The sequence below is a fragment of the Terrabacter aeriphilus genome, from assembly GCF_039542985.1.
Classification (GTDB): Bacteria; Actinomycetota; Actinomycetes; order Actinomycetales; family Dermatophilaceae; genus Terrabacter; species Terrabacter aeriphilus.
In genome coordinates, this window is record NZ_BAABIW010000011.1 from 186,392 (window position 1) to 204,539 (window position 18,148).

Below are 18,148 nucleotides of genomic sequence, written 5' to 3' on the forward strand. Positions count from 1 at the left end.
GGGACGACGGCGCGTCGGGTCACGCCCCGAACGCGTAGACGCGCGACTCCCAGGGTGCGAGCTCGAGCCCCTGCCGACCCGGGTGGGTCGGCAGCAGGACGTCCGCGTCCGCCACCAGCGCCCGGAGCCCGGCGAGGTCGTCCTCGCCCGTGGGCTCCTCGCCACCCGCGAGCGCGCACGGCTGCGACGAACAGTTCGCGACGACGAGCAGCGCTCGGCCACCGTGCGTCCGCCGGATCACCCAGAGCTGCTCGTGGTCGGGCAGCAGCAGCTCGAAGTCGCCCTCCGACACCACCGGGTCGGTGTGCCGCAGCGCGATGAGGGCACGGTAGTGGGCGAGCACGGATGCCGGGTCGTCCTGCGCCGCAGCGACGTTGATCGACGTGTGGTTCGGGTTCACCGCGAGCCACGGCTCTCCGGTCGTGAAGCCGGCGTGCGGCGAGTCGTCCCACTGCATCGGGGTGCGGGCGTTGTCGCGGCTCTTCACCGACAGTGACCGGAGGATCTCCTCGGCCGGGGTGCCGAGCCCGAGCGCCGCGGCGTGGCGGTTGACCGACTCGATGTCGCGGTACTGCCCGATCTGCGCGAACCCGGCGTTCGTCATGCCGAGCTCCTCGCCCTGGTAGACGAAGGGCGTGCCGCGGTGCAGGTGGAGCACGGTCGCCAGCGTCTTCGCGGAGCTGACGCGGTGCTCCGGGCTGTCGTCGCCGAAGCGCGACACGGCCCGGGGCTGGTCGTGGTTGTTCCAGTAGAGCGAGTTCCAGCCCACGTCGGCGAGGCCGAGCTGCCACGACTCGAGGTTGCGCTTGAGGACCGGCAACGGCAGGTCGGCGAGGTCCCACTTCGTGCCCCCCGGGGCGACGTCGAGGTCGACGTGCTCGAAGGTGAAGACCATGTTCAGCTCGTCGCGCGCGGGGTCGGTGACGCGCCGGGCGACCTCGATCGTCGAGCCCGGCATCTCACCGACGGTGAGCAGGTGCTGCTCGCCCAGCCCGACCGCCGCGTGCATCTCGGCGAGGAACTCGTCGAGGCGCGGGCCGTTGGCCGAGCCGGGGAACGCCGAGCCGTGGGGCGCGCCCGGCGCCACCGGTCCGTCGGGGAGCGTCACGTCCTTGGAGATGAAGTTGATGACGTCCATGCGGAAGCCGTCGACGCCCCGCTCGACCCACCAGCGCATCATCGCGTAGACGGCCTGGCGCACCTGCGGGTTCTCCCAGTTGAGGTCGGGCTGCTTGGGGGAGAAGAGGTGCAGGTAGTACTCGCCGCTCGCCGCGTCGAGGTGCCAGGCCGGCCCGGAGAAGGCCGCGCCCCAGTTGTTCGGCTCGGCGCCGGGGGTGCCCGGCTCGTGGCCGGGCCGCGCGGGCCGCCACCAGTACCAGTCGCGCTTCGGCGACCGCGGGTCGCGCGACTCGACGAACCACGGGTGCTCGTCCGACGTGTGGTTGACGACGAGGTCCATGACGAGCCGGATGCCGCGGTCGTGGCAGGCCGCGATGAGTGCGTCGAGGTCGGCGAGGGTGCCGAACGAGGGGTCGACGTCCCGGTAGTCGCTGATGTCGTAGCCGTTGTCGTCCATGGGGGAGCGGTAGACCGGCGACAGCCAGAGCACGTCGATGCCGAGGTTCGCGAGGTGGTCGAGGCGCGCGGTGATGCCGGGGAGGTCGCCGACCCCGTCGCCGTCGCTGTCGGCGAAGCTGCGCGGGTAGACCTGATAGACGACCGCGGTGCGCCACCAGCCCGGCTCGCGCAGGCTCGGACGGGCTCCGGGAGCGGCAGGAGCGTCGGGACCGGCAGCGGGAGCGGCGTCGAAGGAGCTCATGCCCCCGATCCTCGCAGGGTCAGCAGCCGGTGACGCGGTAGAGCGTGTAGTCCCCGTCGGTGGCGACGCGCTCGACCCCGGAGACGTCCGCGAGGCCGGTGAGGCCCGAGGACCGCTCGGGGTAGTCGAGCCAGTAGACGTGGGTCGAGTCGATGGCCCACCGCACGTCGTGCCGCGCGAGTGCGTCGCACACGTCCGGACGATTCGCCATGTCGTCGAAGCCCGTCCCGATGACGATCTCGTCGCCCGTGGTCGGGATCGGGATCGAGCGGTAGAGCGTGTTCGTGCCGAAGAGCGCGAACATGAGCGGGGAGCCGTTCTCGGGGCGGCCGACGACGCCGTCCCCGGCCGGGATGCGGGCGGCGAGGCGGCGGAGCGAGTCCTGGGCCTCGAACGAGAGGATGACCTTGCGGGCCTCGCCCGGGTGGAAGAACCCGTCGAGCACCCGGAACCGGGTGCCACCGTTGAGCCCGAGCGTGAGCGCCGGGATGGCCAGCACGGCCACGGCGGCCGCCACGACGGGCCGCGCGCGCAGCGGGGGGATGCGCCTCAGGAGCGCGCGCAGGGCCGGGGCCGAGGCGGCCACGAGCACGACGCCCGGCACGGCCGCGAGCGAGGCGAGCCGGACCTTGTCGTTGTACCAGTAGCCCGTCACGAGCGAGGTCCACGCCGCGGTCGACGACGCCGCCATGACGTAGAGCACGACGCAGGCGACCCACATCGCCACGACGGGCAGGGCCGCACGCGCGCGCCGGACGATCCAGCCGGTGCCGAGGACGAGCAGCACGAGCAGGCCCCACAGGACGGCGGAGATCTGCAGCCGACCGCCGACGACCTCGACGAGCGCGGTCCACGCCGGCACCCGGCCGTCCCACTCGTAGGACTGGGTCGAGGCGAGCCGCGCCGAGACGAGCGGAGCGGCGACGAGCCCCACCACCCCGACCACGGCGACGGCGCCGAGGTCGCGGGCCACCCGCCACCAGGCCAGGTGCCCGAGCAGCCCGGCTCGCACCCGCGCCGCGACGAACCAGACGAGCGCGAAGAGCACGAGCGCCACGAGGGCGTTGGGCTGGATGAGGGCGAGGCCCGGCATGGCGGCGGCGAACCCGAGCCACTGCCCGAGCCGCCTCGAGCGGGCGGCCTGGAGCATGAGCGCGAGCGCGCCGGGAGTCAGGGCGGTCGCCATGAGGTTCGGCCAGAGCACGCCCCAGCCGAGGAGCATCGTCGGGAAGGCGATGAAGGCCGCGGATGCCAGCCCGGCGGCATACGTGACGAGGCGTGAGGTGCCGAGCGCGTGGCGCGCGAGGGCCACGCACCCGATCGGCCACGCGACGGCGGCCAGCACGAGGGTCGCGACGTTGGTTCCCGGCAGGACGTCCGCGACGCCCGGCAGCAGGCTCGTCGCGATCCACGCGTGGAACCCGTTGGGGTAGAAGGTCGGGTTGGCGATGGAGAAGTTGCCGGTGTCGAGGAAGAGCCGGATCCGGTTGAGGTGGTAGACGGCATCGGGGCTGTCGACGAGCTCGTCGGGCCGGCCGATGGCGGGCACGATCGTCGCCAGCGCGAGCAGCACGCCGATGGCGACCGCGACGACCGCGTCGGGTCGTGGACGCCCGAGCAGGCGACGCGTCGGGCCGAGGCCGGCGTCGTGGCGCCCGACCAGGCGCATCGCGAGCAGCGCCACCCCCACCGCGACGACCGTCGAGGCCAGCAGCGGCAGCAGCCCCCACCGGACGCCGACCCGCTGGGCGAGCGTCGCGCACACGGCGACGACCCCCACCGACACGGCGGGGGAGACGGCGAGCGCCTCGAGGCCCCGCGTGCCCAGCGCACGCACGACCAGCCAGCCCGGCAGGAGGAGCACCACGGTGAGGACGACGAAGGCCGGGATCGTCTCCACCCAGTGCGCCATGCGGGTCATTCTGTCTGCTCGGGCCGATTTCTCCACAACCCGGTTCAGGACCTACGATGGTCTGCGGTCACGTGTGCTCGTCACACGGGACCGTAATTCGCGCGTCTTCTGCCGGTCCACCGGACCGGGTCGCACCACGGCAGTCCCCACCGAGTTCGGCGGGGCGGGGTGCGTCAGGCGCCAGGAGTGGGCGTATGCCGTCCGCGGGCCCGTGCGTGCACGGGACCGACACCGGACGGCCCACCCACGACAACTGACAACACGACACTAGGGAGAACACGGCATGGCCGTCGTCACCATGCGCCAGCTCCTCGAGAGCGGCGTCCACTTCGGGCACCAGACCCGTCGCTGGAACCCCAAGATGAAGCGCTTCATCATGACCGAGCGCAATGGCATCTACATCATCGACCTGCAGCAGTCGCTGACGTACATCAACAACGCCTACGAGTTCGTCAAGGAGACCGTCGCCCACGGCGGCAGCATCCTCTTCGTCGGCACGAAGAAGCAGGCCCAGGAGCCCATCGCCGAGCAGGCGACGCGCGTCGGCATGCCGTACGTCAACCACCGCTGGCTCGGTGGCATGCTCACCAACTTCCAGACGATCTCCAAGCGCCTCACGCGCCTCAAGGAGCTCGAGGAGCTGAACTTCGACGACGTGGCCGGTTCGGGCTACACGAAGAAGGAGATGCTCATCTTCAAGCGCGAGAAGGACAAGCTCGACAAGACCCTCGGCGGCATCCGCACGATGGCCAAGGTCCCGTCGGCCGTCTGGATCGTCGACACGAAGAAGGAGCACCTCGCGGTCGACGAGGCGCGCAAGCTCGGCCTGCCCGTCATCGCGATCCTCGACACGAACTGCGACCCCGACGAGGTCGACTACAAGATCCCCGGCAACGACGACGCGATCCGCTCCGTCACGCTGCTGACCCGGGTCATCGCCGACGCCGTCGCCGAGGGTCTCGTCCAGCGCTCGTCCGGTAAGTCCGGCTCCGACGCGCAGGCCGAGGAGCCGCTGGCCGAGTGGGAGCGCGAGCTCTACGCGGACGCCGCTGCCGAGGCCGCTCCGGCCGCCGAGGGTGAGGCTGCCCCGGCTGCCGACGCCGCTCCGGCTGCCGACGCCGCCCCTGCTGCCGACGCCGCCCCGGCCGCCGAGGCCGAGGTCGCCCCCGAGGCTGCGGAGGCTGCTGCCGCCGAGGCCGCCCCGGCCGGTGCCGAGCAGGCCTGAGGCCTCACGGCCCCAGCCACTTCGAGTCACACACATCTGACGAAAAGAGCGATACAGAGCATGGCGAACTACACCGCCGCTGACATCAAGGCGCTTCGCGAGCAGACCGGCGCCGGCATGATGGACGTCAAGAAGGCGCTCGACGAGGCCGATGGCGACCGCGCCAAGGCCGTCGAGGTGCTGCGCGTCAAGGGCCTCAAGGGCGTCACGAAGCGTGAGGGCCGCTCGGCCTCCAACGGTCTCGTGACGGCTCAGGCCGGCGACGGCGTCGGCACCCTCGTCGAGGTCAACTGCGAGACCGACTTCGTCGCGAAGGGCGAGAAGTTCATCGCCCTCGCCGACCAGGTCCTCGCGCAGGCCGTGGCGTCCGCCGCGACCGACGCGGACTCGCTCCTCGCGAGCACGCTCGAGGACGGCAAGTCCGTCAAGGAGCTGCTCGACGAGGCCAACGCCACGATCGGCGAGAAGATCGAGGTCCGCCGCGTGGCGCGCCTCGAGGGCGACAAGGTCGTCTCCTACCTCCACAAGACGAGCCCCGACCTGCCCGCGCAGATCGGCGTCCTCGTCGCGCTCGAGGGTGGCGACGAGACCGTGGGCCGCGACGTCGCGATGCACATCGCCGCGTTCAGCCCCACCGTGCTGACGCGCGACGAGGTCGCCGCCGAGACGGTCGAGAACGAGCGTCGCGTCGCCGAGGCCACGGCCAAGGAGGAGGGCAAGCCGGAGGCCGCCCTCTCGCGCATCGTCGAGGGTCGCGTCAACGGCTACTTCAAGGAGAACGTCCTGCTCGAGCAGCCGTTCGCCAAGGAGCCCAAGAAGACCGTCGCGAAGGTCCTCGAGGAGGGCGGCGCCACGGCGACGTCCTTCGCGCGCTTCCGCGTCGGCCAGTGAGGTCCTGACCCCACTCGCACTGCACCACTCGTCGCGCCGCACCGGCGCACCGACGAGGACCGATGCCGGTCGCCCCTCGGGGCGGCCGGCATCGTCGCGTCCACCCCACCTGCCGGAGGAGTCCCATGACCGCCGAACCGATCACCCTCGACGGTCCGCTCACGGTGTCGATCACCCGGAGGGTCGCGCCCGAGGACGAGCTGCTCATGCAGGCGTGGGTGCACGCCGGAACGTCGATGGCCGAGCGCTTCGACGGCTTCCTGGGCGCCGGCTGGGTGCGCTCGGGCACCGAGAACTGGCACATGCTCTACCGCTTCGACTCGCGGGCGACCCTGGACGCGTGGGAGCGGTCGCCCGAGCGGCAGCGGTGGCTGCGCTCGGCGGCCGACCTCGTCGAGCACCGACGCACCGAGTACCGCACCGGCATCGAGGGCTGGTTCGACGAACCGGCGTCGGCGTCCGTGCACGAGCCCGCTGAGGGTGCACCCGCGGCGCCGCCCCGGTGGAAGCAGGCCTCCGTCATCTGGGTCGCGTTCTTCCCGACGAGCCTCGCGCTGGCCTACCTGCTGACGCCCCTGACCGAGGGCTGGCCCGTCGTGCTCCGGGTGCTCGCCACCACCCTCCTCGCCACACCGTGGATGACCTACGTCCTGCTGCCCTTCGTCACGCGCCTCTTCGGCCGGTGGCTCGCGCGCGGCCGACCCGTCGGCCCGCGCGGCTGACTTCCGTCTGACCGGCGGGCAGCCCTGCGGCACAGCCGATCTGTCTCGCACGTCACAGCCCGGTTGTCTGCTCGCTCACAGCGCTGCTGATACCCGCAGGGGTACCTTCGGAGCATGACCACCACCATGAGGTCACTCGTGGTCCTGGGAGCGGGCACGGCCGGCACCATGGTCGTGAACAAGCTGCGGCACCGGCTCCCGACCGACGAGTGGCGGATCACCGTCGTCGACAAGGACGACACGCACGACTACCAACCGGGCTACCTCTTCCTGCCGTTCGGGCTCATCGCGCCCGAGCAGGTGAGGCGCAGCAGGCACGCCCTCCTCGTCGACGGCGTCGAGCTCGTGCTCGGTGACGTCGACCTCGTCGACACCGATGCGCACGAGGTCCGCCTCGCGGACGGCCGCACCCTCGGCTACGACCAGCTCGTCATCGCCTCGGGCACCACGCCGCGGCCCGACCAGACTCCCGGCATGCTCGGTCCGGAGTGGCACCGCAGCGTCGGCGAGTTCTACACGTACGAGGGAGCGCTCGCGCTGCGCGACCAGCTCGCCGGCCTCTCGGGCGGGCGCCTCGTCGTGCACGTGACCGAGATGCCGATCAAGTGCCCCGTCGCGCCCCTGGAGTTCACCTTCCTCGCCGACGACTTCCTGCGCCGCCGGGGCCTGCGCGAGCAGGTCGAGATCGTCTTCGTGACGCCCCTCGACGGTGCCTTCACCAAGCCCGTCGCGAGCCGCGAGCTGGGGCACCTGCTCGCCGACAAGGGCATCACCGTCGAGACCGACTTCCTCGTCGAGCACGTCGACCAGGAGCGTCGCGTCCTCGTCTCCTACGACGAGCGCGAGATCCCCTACGACCAGCTCGTGACGGTCCCGCTCAACATGGGGGCCGACTTCGTGGCCCGGTCGGGCCTCGGCGACGAGCTGAACTACGTGCCGGTCGACAAGCACACCCTCCAGTCCACGGAGCACCCGTCCGTCTTCGTGCTCGGCGACGCGAGCAACATCCCGACGTCGAAGGCCGGCTCGGTCGCGCACTTCGCGGTGGAGGTCTTCGTCGACAACTTCCTCGAGCACGTCGCCGGTCGCCCGATGACGCACTCCTTCGACGGGCACGCGAACTGCTTCGTCGAGTCCGGCGGCGGCAAGGCGATGCTCCTCGACTTCAACTACGACACCGAACCGCTGACCGGGACGTTCCCGCTGCCGCGCGTGGGCCCGATGACCCTGCTCAAGGAGTCCCGGGCCAACCACCTCGGCAAGCTCGCGTTCCGGCACGTCTACTGGAACCTCCTGCTCCCCGGACGACCTCTCGGCCTGCCCGCGCACATGTCGATGGCGGGGAAGGTCCCCGCCGCCTGAGCCCGCAGCTCTCGGAAAGGAGCGACACCATGCCCACCACGACGATCGCCGGCCGTGCCGTCGACGTGAACGACGAGGGCTTCCTCACCAGACCCGACCAGTGGTCCGACGACCTCGGACGCGAGCTCGGCCGCCTCATCGGCATCGAGCTGACCGACGAGCACTGGAGGCTCGTCCACTTCCTGCGCGACGACTACGCCCGCCAGGGGGAGACCGCGACGCTGCGTCGGGTCAGCACCCAGACCGGCACCCCGGTCAAGGCCCTCTTCACCCTGTTCCCGGGCAAGCCGGCCAAGAAGATGGCCTACGTCGCCGGCCTGCCCAAGCCGAAGGGATGCGTGTGATGACCACCCAGTCCACCGTCACCGAGCCGCTCGTGCCCTCGTTCGACGCACCCGCTGATCAGGGCCGCCGGCTCGCGATCATCTGCAGCAAGGGCAACCTCGACATGGCCTACCCCGGTCTCATCCTCGCCAACGCGGCGTTGGGGGAGGGCATCGAGACGCACCTGTTCTTCACCTTCTGGGGCTTCGACATGATCAACCGCAGGACCGCGGGCGACCTGAAGTTCACGATGCTCGGCAACACCGCCACGCACCTGCCCCAGGGCCTGGGCGGCATCCCCGGCATGACCCACCTCGCGACCTCGCAGATGAAGAGGAGCATCGCCGAGCTCGACGTGCCCGAGGTGCCGGAGTTCCTCGACCAGATCGTGGCCTCGGGCGGGCACCTGTGGGCGTGCCGCATGTCGGCCGACATGCAGCACCTCACCGAGTCCGACCTGCGCGACGACGTCGAGGGGATCATCTCGGCCTCCGACTTCATCGAGCTGACGGAGGGCGCGCAGCTGCTCTTCATCTGAGGCACCGGGGCGCAGACGGCCGGGGCCGGGGGAGTGCGACCTGCCTTCACACGATCTCCACACGTCGCACGCGCGGCGCCCGCGGGCGCACTCCTAGGCTCGGGGTCATGAACCAGGGGTATGCCGCACCGTCTCCGAGCGCGACCGCGCCGACCACGGTGCTCGTCGTCGAGGACGACCCGACGATCAACGGTGCGCTCACCGATCGCCTTGTCGCGGAGGGCTTTCGCGTCGTCCAGGCGTTCGACGGGCCCGGCGCCGTGGTGGCGCACGGCGAGCACGCGCCCGACCTCGTGGTCCTCGACCTCATGCTCCCCGGGTTCGACGGGCTCGAGGTGTGTCGTCGCCTCCACGCCGAGCGGCCCGTGCCCGTGCTCATGCTCACCGCGCGCGCCGACGAGACCGACCTGCTCGTCGGGCTCGGCGTCGGCGCCGACGACTACGTGACCAAGCCGTTCCGGATGCGGGAGGTCGTCGCCCGCATCCGGGCCCTGCTGCGCCGCGTCGACCGCGCCCGCGAGCTGGCCGAGGCTCGCCCGCCCGTGCTCGCCCTCGGCGACCTCAGCGTCGACCGGGGCGCCCGCCGGGTGGAGCTGGACGGCGAGACCGTGCACCTGACGCCGCTCGAGTTCGACCTGCTCGTCGCGCTCGCGTCCACTCCCGGGGACGTGCGCGCCCGCGACGAGCTGATGCGCGAGGTGTGGGGCTGGGCCGACGCGGGCGGCACCCGCACCCTCGACAGTCACGTCAAGTCGCTGCGCTCCAAGGTCGGCTCGACGCGTGTGCGCACCGTGCACGGGGTCGGCTACGCGCTCGAGGTCAACCCCACCGACACCCCCGATCGCCCCGACGCACCCTTGGGGGAGCGGTGAACAGCGACCGCCCGCTCGACGGCATCCGTTCGATCAAGGCCAAGCTGGCCCTGCTCGTGGCCGCGAGCATCGTGGCGGCGGCGCTCGTCTCGCAGGTCGGCGACCGGGCCGGCGTGCCCGGGTGGCTCACCCTGCCCGTGACCGTCGTCGCCGCCCTCGGCGTCACCCAGTGGCTGGCCCGGGGCATGACCTCCCCGCTGCGTGAGATGACCGCGGCCACGTCACGGATGGCGACGGGGGACTACTCCCAGCGCGTCACGGCGACCTCGGCCGACGAGGTCGGGGCCCTGGGCGTCGCCTTCAACACGATGGCCGGCGACCTCGCGGACGCCGACCGGCAACGGCGCCAGCTCGTCGCCACGGTGTCGCACGAGCTCCGCACGCCCCTCGCGGCGCAGCAGGCGCTGCTCGAGAACCTCGTCGACGGGGTCGTGCGCCCCGACGACGCCGTGCTGCGCACGGCCCTGGCGCAGGCGGAGCGCCTCGGCGCGCTCGTCGGTGACCTCCTCGACCTCAGCCGGGTCGACGGGGGACAGGCGCCGCTCACCCTCGCCCCCGTCGACGTCCGGACCCTCGTCGAGGACGCCGTCGCCGAGGCCGGCGTGTCACGCCGCGGCACGCGGTACGCCGTCGACGTGCCCCCCGACCTCCGGGTGAGCGCCGACGCGGCCCGGCTGGCCCAGGTGCTCGCCAACCTGCTCGACAACGCCGACCGGCACAGCCCCCCGGGTGGCACGGTCACGGTGAGCGCCGGCGCCGAGGCGCCGGACCGGTGGTGGCTCGTCGTCGCCGACGAGGGCCGCGGCATCCCGGCCGAGCAGGCCGGCCGCGTCTTCGACCGCTTCGGCTCCGGTGACGACTCCGGCGGCGGCACCGGGATCGGGCTCGCCATCGCGAGCTGGGTCTGCGAGCTGCACGACGGCTCGATCAGCGCCGTGCCGCCGCCGGAGGGGGAGCGGGGCGCCCGGATCCGCGCCGTGCTGCCGGTCTCGCCGCGACCGGTGCGTGCCCCCGCGGCGACCTCCGTCGATGAGCAGCCCCAGCCCCAGCCCGTCCGCCCGGCCGCCGAGGAGGCACCCGTGCCCATGCCGAAACCCGAGCCGGCTCCCGCTCCCGCCGTGGCGACCACGTCGGGCCCAGCGGTCCCGGTCCCGGTGGGCCGGCCGCAGCCGCTCGTCGACACCCTCTTCGGGGACCTCTGGCCCGAGGCCGGGCTGGCCCCGCAGGTCCGGGTGCTGCTCGTGTGCCTCGGGGTCGGGGTGCTCTCCGCCGTCGTGCTGCCCTACCGGAACCTCGGCCTCGCGTTCTTCGCCGTGCTCGTGCTCGGGGGGTTCGTGCTGTGGCGGACGAGCCGCTTCCGGCGCTCCCGGTGGGCCGGCCTCTGCAGCGTGCTCTGCGTCGCGCTCGCGGCGCTGTCGGTGCTCCGTGCGTCGGAGTGGCTCGCCGTGCTCGCCGTCGGGGTCGCCACCGTCGTCGCCACCACCGCCCTGACGAACGCGCGGGGCCTGCTCGCCGTCGTCGCGGGACTCGCCGCGTGGCCGTTGTCGGCCCTGCGCGGGCTCCCGCTCCTCGGGCGCACCATCTCGGCGACGAGCCGCGTCTCGATCCTCTGGCCGGTCGTGCGCACGGCCGCCGTCTCGCTCGTGGCCCTCGTCGTCTTCGGTGGGCTGTTCGCCTCGGGCGACGCGGTGTTCGGCTCGTGGGCGAGCGCCCTCGTGCCGAGCTTCGCCTGGGACAGCCTCGTCGTGCGCTCGTTCGTCGGCTTCGTCATGGGCGGCGCCCTGCTCGCGGGCTGCTACCTCGCCCTCAACCCACCGCGCGTCGACCGCGTGGGCCTGCCCGAGGCCCGCCCGGTCGCCCGGCTGTGGGAGTGGGTCGTGCCCGTCGGGCTCGTCGTCGCGCTCTTCGTGGCGTTCGTCGTCGCGCAGGCTGCCGCCCTCTTCGGCGGCCACGCCTACGTCCAGCGCTCGACGGGGCTCACGTATGCCGCCTACGTGCACCAGGGTTTCGGGCAGCTCATGGCGGCCACCCTGCTGACGCTCGCGACGGTGGCGCTCGCCGTGCGCAAGGCCCCACAGGCTTCGGCCCGCGACCGGCTCGTGCTGCGCAGCGTCCTCGGGGCGCTCTGCGCGCTCACCCTCGTCGTCGTCGCTTCGGCGCTGCACCGGATGGATCTCTACCAGCAGGCCTACGGCTTCACCGTGCTGCGGGTGCTCGTCGACGCCGTCGAGCTGTGGCTGGGGCTGCTCGTCGTCCTCGTGCTCGTCGCGGGCATCCGCCTGCGGGGGTCCTGGCTGCCCCGGGCCGCGCTTCTCTCCGCGGCCGTCCTCCTGCTCGTCGGCGGTCTCGCGAACCCGGAGGCCTGGGTAGCGCAGCGCAACCTCGACCGCTACGTCTCGACCGGCGCGGTCGACGCCGCCTACCTCGCCACCCTCGGGCCCGACGCGGCCCCGACCATCGCGAACGGCACGCTGCCCGCGTCGGTCGCCGACTGCATCCTGTCCGCGCAGTGGCGGCCCGCCGACGACGACGTGCTCTCGTTCAACCTCGGCCGGAGCCGGGCCGCGGCCCTGCCCGGCTGGCGCGCGCCGAGCGGCGACGCGTCGTGCCTGGCCTACTGGACCGCCGACGTGCAGCGCTGAGCGGGGCACGGCCGTCGGGCAGGATGGGCCGGGTGCGTGCCGACATCGCGGAGCTCTTCGAGCTCGACCCGACCCTGACCCACCTCAACCACGGGGCTTTCGGCGCCGTGCCCCGGTCGGTCCGGCAGGCCCAGGACCGGGCCCGCGCGCGCATCGAGGCGGCGCCCATGCGGGCCTTCCGCGACGAGCTGCCGGCCGCCCTCCAGGCCGCGCGGGAGGCCGCCACCCGGTTCATCGGTGTCCCGGCCGGCTCGACGGCCCTCGTGCGCAACGTCACCGAGGCCGTCGGCGTCGTGCTGCAGGGCCTCGACGTCGGCCCGGGCGACGAGGTGCTCGTCAGCAACCACGGCTACCTCACGGCGGGGTGGAGCGCGGAGGCGCGCGGCGCCACGCTCCGCACGGCGACGTTCGGCGTCGACGACGAGCCCGCCGACGTCGTGGCCGCCTTCGTGGCGGCCGTGACCGAGCGCACGCGCCTCGTCGTCATCGACCAGGTCACCTCGCCCACCGCGATCGTGCTGCCCGTCGCGCAGGTGGCCGCCGCCGTCGCCCCCGTGCCCGTGCTCGTCGACGCCGCGCACGTGCCGGGGGCCGTGCCGGGCCTCGACGTGGAGGCCCTCGGGGTGGCGTTCTGGGCCGGCAACCTGCACAAGTGGTCCTACACGCCGCGGGCCGCCGCGACGCTCTGGGTGGCGCCCGCGCACCGTGCGGCGATGCGCCCGCTCGTCACCTCGTGGGCCCACGGACTGCCCTTCCCCGAGCGCTTCGACCTGCAGGGCACCGTCGACCACTCCGCGTGGGTCTCGGTGCCCGACGGTCTCGCGGCGTGGGCCGACCTGGGAGGCTGGGAGCAGGTGGCCCGCAACGCCGAGCTGCTCCTGCGCGGCGCCGACCACGTGGCCACCGCGCTGGGCACGGAGAGCCCGCACGGCGGCATACCTGCTGCCCCCTGCCTGCGCCTCGTCGCGCTGCCGGACGGGGTGGCGACGACGACGGACGCCGCCGAGGAGCTGTGGCAGCGCCTCAGTGCGGCCGGCCTGGTCGTGCCGCCCGTGGCGTTCGACGGACGGGGCTACCTGCGCCTCGCCGCGGCGCCCTACAACGACGAGGACGACTACGCGCGGCTCGCCGCCGCCCTGCCGAGCGTGCTGGCGGGTCTGCCGGCGTGTGCAGCGACGGGCGGGCGACCCGCCTGAGCCCGATGCGACCGATGGGGGGCCGGTGTGGAAAGATCGACCGACCGCCGGAACGCTGCCCACGAGGAGGCCCTGCGCCATGACCGACGCCCAGACGACCCCCTTCCACCGGGTCCTTCTCAAGCTCTCCGGTGAGGTCTTCGGTGGTGGCAGCATCGGCCTCGACCCGGCCGTCGTCGCCGGCATCGCCAAGCAGGTCGCCGACGCCGTGCGCGGCGGCGTCGAGGTGGCCGTCGTCATCGGTGGCGGCAACTTCTTCCGCGGCGCCGAGCTGCAGCAGCGCGGCATGGACCGCACGCGCGCCGACTACATGGGCATGCTCGGCACCGTCATGAACTGCCTCGCGCTGCAGGACTTCCTCGAGAAGGAGGGCGTCGAGACCCGCGTGCAGTCCGCCATCGCGATGCAGCAGGTCGCCGAGCCCTACATCCCGCGCCGGGCCATCCGCCACCTCGAGAAGCGCCGCGTCGTGATCTTCGGCGCCGGCGCCGGCATGCCGTTCTTCTCCACCGACACGGTGAGCGCGCAGCGCGCGCTCGAGATCAAGTGCGACGCCGTGCTCATCGCCAAGAACGGCGTCGACGGCGTCTACGACTCCGACCCCCGCACCAACCCCGAGGCGAAGAAGCTCGAGACGGTGACCTTCCAGGACGCCATCGTGGAGGGCCTCAAGGTCGTCGACGCGGCTGCCTTCAGCCTCTGCATGGAGAACAAGCTGCCGATGGTGGTCTTCGGCATGGAGGGCGCGGGAAACATCACGCGCGCCCTGCTCGGTGAGAAGATCGGCACGCTGGTCACCAACGCCTGAGCGAGGACCGGCCGGCGCTTCACCACGCGCTCGCCCGGCCCAGCAGCACCCCGACGAACGACGAACGACCGACGAACGACCGACGAACGACCGACGAGGAAGCCAGGCACATGATCGAAGAGACGATGTTCGAGGCCGAGGAGAAGATGGACAAGGCCGTCGAGGTCCTCAAGGAGGACTTCGCGGGCATCCGCACCGGCCGTGCGAACCCGGGACTGTTCAACAAACTGACGGTCGAGTACTACGGCGCCCCGACGCCGCTGCAGCAGCTCGCGTCGTTCCAGAACCCCGAGCCGCGCACCATCCTCGTCATCCCGTTCGACAAGTCCGCGATGCACGAGATCGAGAAGGCCATCCGCGACTCCGACCTCGGGGTCAACCCGAGCAGCGACGGCAACCAGATCCGCTGCGTCATGCCGGAGCTCACGGAGGAGCGCCGTCGCGAGTACATCAAGCTCGCGAGCCACAAGGCCGAGGAGGCGCGCGTCTCCGTGCGCAACATCCGGCGCAAGGCCAAGACCGACCTCGACAAGCTCGTCAAGGACGGTGAGGTCGGTGAGGACGACGGCGCGCGCGCGGAGAAGGAGCTCGACGGGCTCACCAAGAAGCACACCGACCTCGTCGACGGTCTCGTCAAGGCCAAGGAGACCGAGCTGCTCGAGGTGTGACCTCGACGCTCGTCCCCGATGATGACGACTGACTCCCCGTCGGAGCCCGTGGACCCCACCACCCGGGGTCCGCAGACCGACGGCGACGGGCTGCTCGAGCCCGTGCCCTACGACCCTGCCCTGGACGACCTCGCGGGCACGCCGCCCGAGCAGGTGCTCGAGAAGAAGCAGAGCCGGGCCGGCCGCAACCTCCCGGCCGCGATCGGCGTGGGGGTCGGCCTCGGCGTGCTCATCATCGCGACCCTGCTCATCCGCAAGGAGTCGTTCGTCGTCCTCGTCGCCCTCGCCGTGGCGGTCGGCATCTGGGAGCTGCGCGCCGCGCTGCGCAACGCCGGCGTCCACGCGCCGCTCGCGCCCCCGGTCGTCGGCATGGTCGCCACGCTGTGGGCCGCCTACGTGCACGGACCCGCCGGGCTCGTCGTCGCGTGGGTGCTGACGTGCCTCGCCGTCGTGGTCTGGCGTGCTGCCGGTCACCGTGAAGGGGCCGGGCGCGACGCGCTCGGGGGTGTCTTCATCTCGACCTACCCGCCCTTCCTCGTCGGGTTCGCCGTGCTGCTGCTCGCGCCGGAGGACGGCCTGGGTCGCGTCTTCGTCTTCCTCATCACGACCGTGTGCAGCGACGTCGGGGGCTATGCCGCAGGGGTCCTCTTCGGCCGCCACCCGATGGCTCCCTCGATCAGCCCGAAGAAGTCGTGGGAGGGCTTCGCCGGGTCGGTGCTCCTCTGCGTCATCGGCGGCTCCCTGACGGTGCACCTGCTGCTCGACCACTCGTGGGTCATCGGCATCGCGCTCGGGGTGGGGGTGGCGATCGCGGCCACCGTCGGTGACCTCATGGAGTCGCTCATCAAGCGCGACCTCGGCATCAAGGACATGTCGAACGTGCTCCCCGGCCACGGGGGCATCATGGACCGGCTCGACTCCCTCGTCGTCGTCGCGCCCGTCGTCTGGGCCGTGCTGACGCTCCTCGCCGCCCAGCCCTCCTGAGCCGTGGGCGACCACGAGCAGACCGCGGCCGTGAGCCCGGCGCGGCCCTTCGACCACACCGGGCGCGTCGTGCTCGTCACGGGCGCCGGCAGCGCGAGCGGCATCGGCTTCGCCAGCGCCCGGATGCTCGGGCGGCTCGGTGCCGCCGTCGTGCTCGGCGCGACGACCGGGCGCGTCGCGTCCCGCGTCGACGAGCTGACCGCCGAGGGCATCGAGGCCTCGGGCCTCGCCGGTGACCTGACCCGCCCCGAGGACGCCGACGCGCTCGTGCGCCACTGCCTCGCCCGGCACGGCCGCCTCGACGCCGTCGTCAACAACGCCGGCATGGTGAGCGCAGCCGACCCCGACACGCTCGGCGGCGACCTCGTCGCGACCGACGTGGAGCGGTGGCGGCGCTCGCTCGCGCGCAACCTCGACACGGCCTACCTCGTGACGCGCGCGTCGCTCACCGCGCTGCGGGCATCCGGCTCGGGGCGGGTCGTGCTCGTCAGCAGCCTCACCGGGGCCGTCATGGCGATGCGATCGGAGATCGCCTACGCCACGGCCAAGGCCGGCCTCGTCGGGCTGGCCCGCGCGCTCGCCGTCGACGAGGCGCGGCACGGCGTCACGGTCAACGCGGTGGCGCCGGGCTGGGTCGCCACCGGCTCGCAGACCCCCGACGAGGCGCACGAGGCGGGCGCCACCCCGCTCGGGCGCTCCGGCACCGCGGACGAGGTGGCCGCCGCGGTCGCGTTCCTCACCGCCCGCGAGGCGTCCTACGTCACGGGCCAGGTGCTCGTCGTCGACGGCGGCAACGCCGTGGCGGAGCAGCGCGCACCGCGTTTTGACTCCACCTGAGACACTGGTGGGGAGATGACTGACACCCCCGCCCCCGCGTCCGAGCCCGCCGCAACGCCCGAGCCCGCGCCAGACGCCGCATCCGTTCCTGCGTCCGACGCGACGTCCGGCCCTGCGACGGCCCCCGTCGCGCTGCCCGAGCCGACAACCTCCCGTCCCGAGCCGGGCGAGCTGACCTTCCGCGCCCCCCGGCGCGGCAAGCCGCCGCGCCACCTCGCCGACCTCGCACCGGCTGAGCGCAAGGAGGCCGTCGAGTCGCTGGGGCACCAGGGGTTTCGCGCGAAGCAGCTCTCGACGCACTACTTCGAGCGCCTCGAGGACGACCCGGAGCAGATGACCGACCTGCCCAAGGCGATCCGGGCCGAGCTCGTGGCCGACCTGCTGCCGACGCTCCTCACCCCGATCGTCCAGCGCGTGGCCGACGACGGCCAGACGATGAAGTACGCGTGGCGGCTGCACGACGGCGCCATCGTCGAGTCGGTGCTCATGCGCTACCCGAACCGCGTCACCATCTGCATCTCGAGCCAGGCCGGATGCGGCATGAACTGCCCGTTCTGCGCCACCGGCCAGGCCGGGCTCACCCGCAACATGTCTGCGGGCGAGATCGTCGAGCAGGTCGTGTGGGCGGCCCGGGCCCTGCGCCGCGGCGAGCTCGCGGGCGGCGGTGACGAGGACCGCGAGGCCCCGCTGCGCGTCAGCAACGTCGTCTTCATGGGCATGGGCGAGGCGCTCGCCAACTACAAGGCGGCCATCGGCGCGATCCGCCGCCTCACCGACCCGGCCCCCGACGGCCTCGGCCTCTCGGCACGGGGCATCACGATGTCGACCGTCGGGCTCGTGCCCGGCATCGACAAGCTGACGGCGGAGGGCATCCCCGTGACGCTCGCCCTCTCGCTGCACGCCCCCGACGACGAGCTGCGCAACGAGCTCGTGCCGATCAACACGCGCTGGTCGGTCGACGAGGCCCTCGACGCGGCCTACCGCTACTACGAGGCGACCGGGCGCCGGGTGTCGATCGAGTACGCCCTGATCCGCGACATGAACGACCAGGGCTGGCGCGCCGACCTGCTCGGCGAGAAGCTCAACCGGCGCGGCCGTGGCTGGGTGCACGTCAACCCGATCCCGCTCAACCCGACGCCGGGCTCGAAGTGGACCGCGTCGCGCCCCGGCGTCGAGCAGAACTTCGTCGAGCGGCTGCGCGCGCACGGCATCCCGACGACGATCCGCGACACGCGCGGCCAGGACATCGACGGAGCCTGCGGGCAGCTCGCCGCCTCCACCGCCTGACGCGCGTACGCTGGCGGGGTCGTGCCCGGGCTCGGGCACCGGTGACGAGTCGGACGAGTCG

Annotated in this window: 16 protein-coding genes; 14 read left to right on the top strand and 2 right to left on the bottom strand. The window is 72.7% G+C overall.

Going from position 1 to position 18,148, the window contains the following annotated elements:
• Positions 1–19: 19 nt before the first annotated feature.
• Both ABD979_RS08785 and ABD979_RS08790 read right to left on the bottom strand, forming a co-directional pair.
• Positions 20–1,819, bottom strand: a complete 1,800-nt coding sequence (locus tag ABD979_RS08785; protein WP_345507084.1) for an alpha-glucosidase — start codon at positions 1,817–1,819, stop codon at positions 20–22.
• A gap of 19 nt (positions 1,820–1,838) precedes the next feature.
• The gene (locus ABD979_RS08790) at positions 1,839–3,731 is read right to left on the bottom strand and encodes a DUF6541 family protein (protein WP_345507085.1); all 1,893 of its coding nucleotides are present in this window, start codon (positions 3,729–3,731) and stop codon (positions 1,839–1,841) included.
• Between the two features lie 283 nt (positions 3,732–4,014).
• Between ABD979_RS08790 and rpsB the strand changes: the two genes are divergently transcribed.
• The 14 genes from rpsB to rlmN all read left to right on the top strand — a co-directional run bounded on the left by rpsB (position 4,015) and on the right by rlmN (position 18,087).
• Positions 4,015–4,956 carry a 30S ribosomal protein S2 gene (gene rpsB, locus ABD979_RS08795; RefSeq protein WP_345507086.1) on the top strand — a complete coding sequence of 314 codons (942 nt, stop codon included), beginning with the start codon at positions 4,015–4,017 and terminating at the stop codon, positions 4,954–4,956.
• A gap of 60 nt (positions 4,957–5,016) precedes the next feature.
• Complete coding sequence (gene tsf / locus ABD979_RS08800; protein WP_345507087.1) at positions 5,017–5,847, top strand: translation elongation factor Ts; 831 nt, start codon at positions 5,017–5,019, stop codon at positions 5,845–5,847.
• A 125-nt stretch (positions 5,848–5,972) separates the two neighbouring features.
• Positions 5,973–6,569, top strand: coding sequence for an antibiotic biosynthesis monooxygenase (locus ABD979_RS08805; protein WP_345507088.1), 597 nt, complete (start codon positions 5,973–5,975; stop codon positions 6,567–6,569).
• A gap of 114 nt (positions 6,570–6,683) precedes the next feature.
• Positions 6,684–7,931 carry a type III sulfide quinone reductase, selenoprotein subtype gene (gene sqr, locus ABD979_RS08810; RefSeq protein WP_345507089.1) on the top strand — a complete coding sequence of 416 codons (1,248 nt, stop codon included), beginning with the start codon at positions 6,684–6,686 and terminating at the stop codon, positions 7,929–7,931.
• 29 nt (positions 7,932–7,960) lie between these two features.
• Complete coding sequence (locus ABD979_RS08815) at positions 7,961–8,275, top strand: TusE/DsrC/DsvC family sulfur relay protein (RefSeq protein WP_345507090.1); 315 nt, start codon at positions 7,961–7,963, stop codon at positions 8,273–8,275.
• Positions 8,275–8,793, top strand: a complete 519-nt coding sequence (locus ABD979_RS08820; protein ID WP_345507091.1) for a DsrE/DsrF/DrsH-like family protein — start codon at positions 8,275–8,277, stop codon at positions 8,791–8,793. Before ABD979_RS08815 ends, ABD979_RS08820 begins: the two co-directional genes overlap by 1 nt.
• Before the next feature lie 107 nt (positions 8,794–8,900).
• On the top strand, positions 8,901–9,665 hold the full coding sequence (locus tag ABD979_RS08825) for a response regulator (protein ID WP_345507092.1): 765 nt from the start codon (positions 8,901–8,903) through the stop codon (positions 9,663–9,665).
• Positions 9,662–12,307: a DUF4153 domain-containing protein gene (locus ABD979_RS08830; RefSeq protein ID WP_345507093.1), complete on the top strand. Its 2,646-nt coding sequence runs from the start codon at positions 9,662–9,664 to the stop codon at positions 12,305–12,307. Before ABD979_RS08825 ends, ABD979_RS08830 begins: the two co-directional genes overlap by 4 nt.
• Before the next feature lie 32 nt (positions 12,308–12,339).
• Positions 12,340–13,503 carry an aminotransferase class V-fold PLP-dependent enzyme gene (locus ABD979_RS08835; protein WP_345507094.1) on the top strand — a complete coding sequence of 388 codons (1,164 nt, stop codon included), beginning with the start codon at positions 12,340–12,342 and terminating at the stop codon, positions 13,501–13,503.
• 79 nt (positions 13,504–13,582) lie between these two features.
• The gene (gene pyrH, locus ABD979_RS08840; RefSeq protein WP_345507095.1) at positions 13,583–14,311 is read left to right on the top strand and encodes a UMP kinase; all 729 of its coding nucleotides are present in this window, start codon (positions 13,583–13,585) and stop codon (positions 14,309–14,311) included.
• A 110-nt stretch (positions 14,312–14,421) separates the two neighbouring features.
• Positions 14,422–14,979, top strand: a complete 558-nt coding sequence (gene frr, locus ABD979_RS08845; protein ID WP_345507096.1) for a ribosome recycling factor — start codon at positions 14,422–14,424, stop codon at positions 14,977–14,979.
• 48 nt (positions 14,980–15,027) lie between these two features.
• Positions 15,028–15,963 (top strand): phosphatidate cytidylyltransferase, encoded by a 936-nt coding sequence (locus ABD979_RS08850; RefSeq protein ID WP_345507097.1) that lies wholly within the window; start codon positions 15,028–15,030, stop codon positions 15,961–15,963.
• A gap of 30 nt (positions 15,964–15,993) precedes the next feature.
• On the top strand, positions 15,994–16,800 hold the full coding sequence (locus ABD979_RS08855) for an SDR family NAD(P)-dependent oxidoreductase (protein ID WP_345507098.1): 807 nt from the start codon (positions 15,994–15,996) through the stop codon (positions 16,798–16,800).
• A 15-nt stretch (positions 16,801–16,815) separates the two neighbouring features.
• Positions 16,816–18,087, top strand: coding sequence for a dual-specificity RNA methyltransferase RlmN (rlmN, locus tag ABD979_RS08860; RefSeq protein ID WP_345507099.1), 1,272 nt, complete (start codon positions 16,816–16,818; stop codon positions 18,085–18,087).
• Positions 18,088–18,148: the final 61 nt, after the last annotated feature.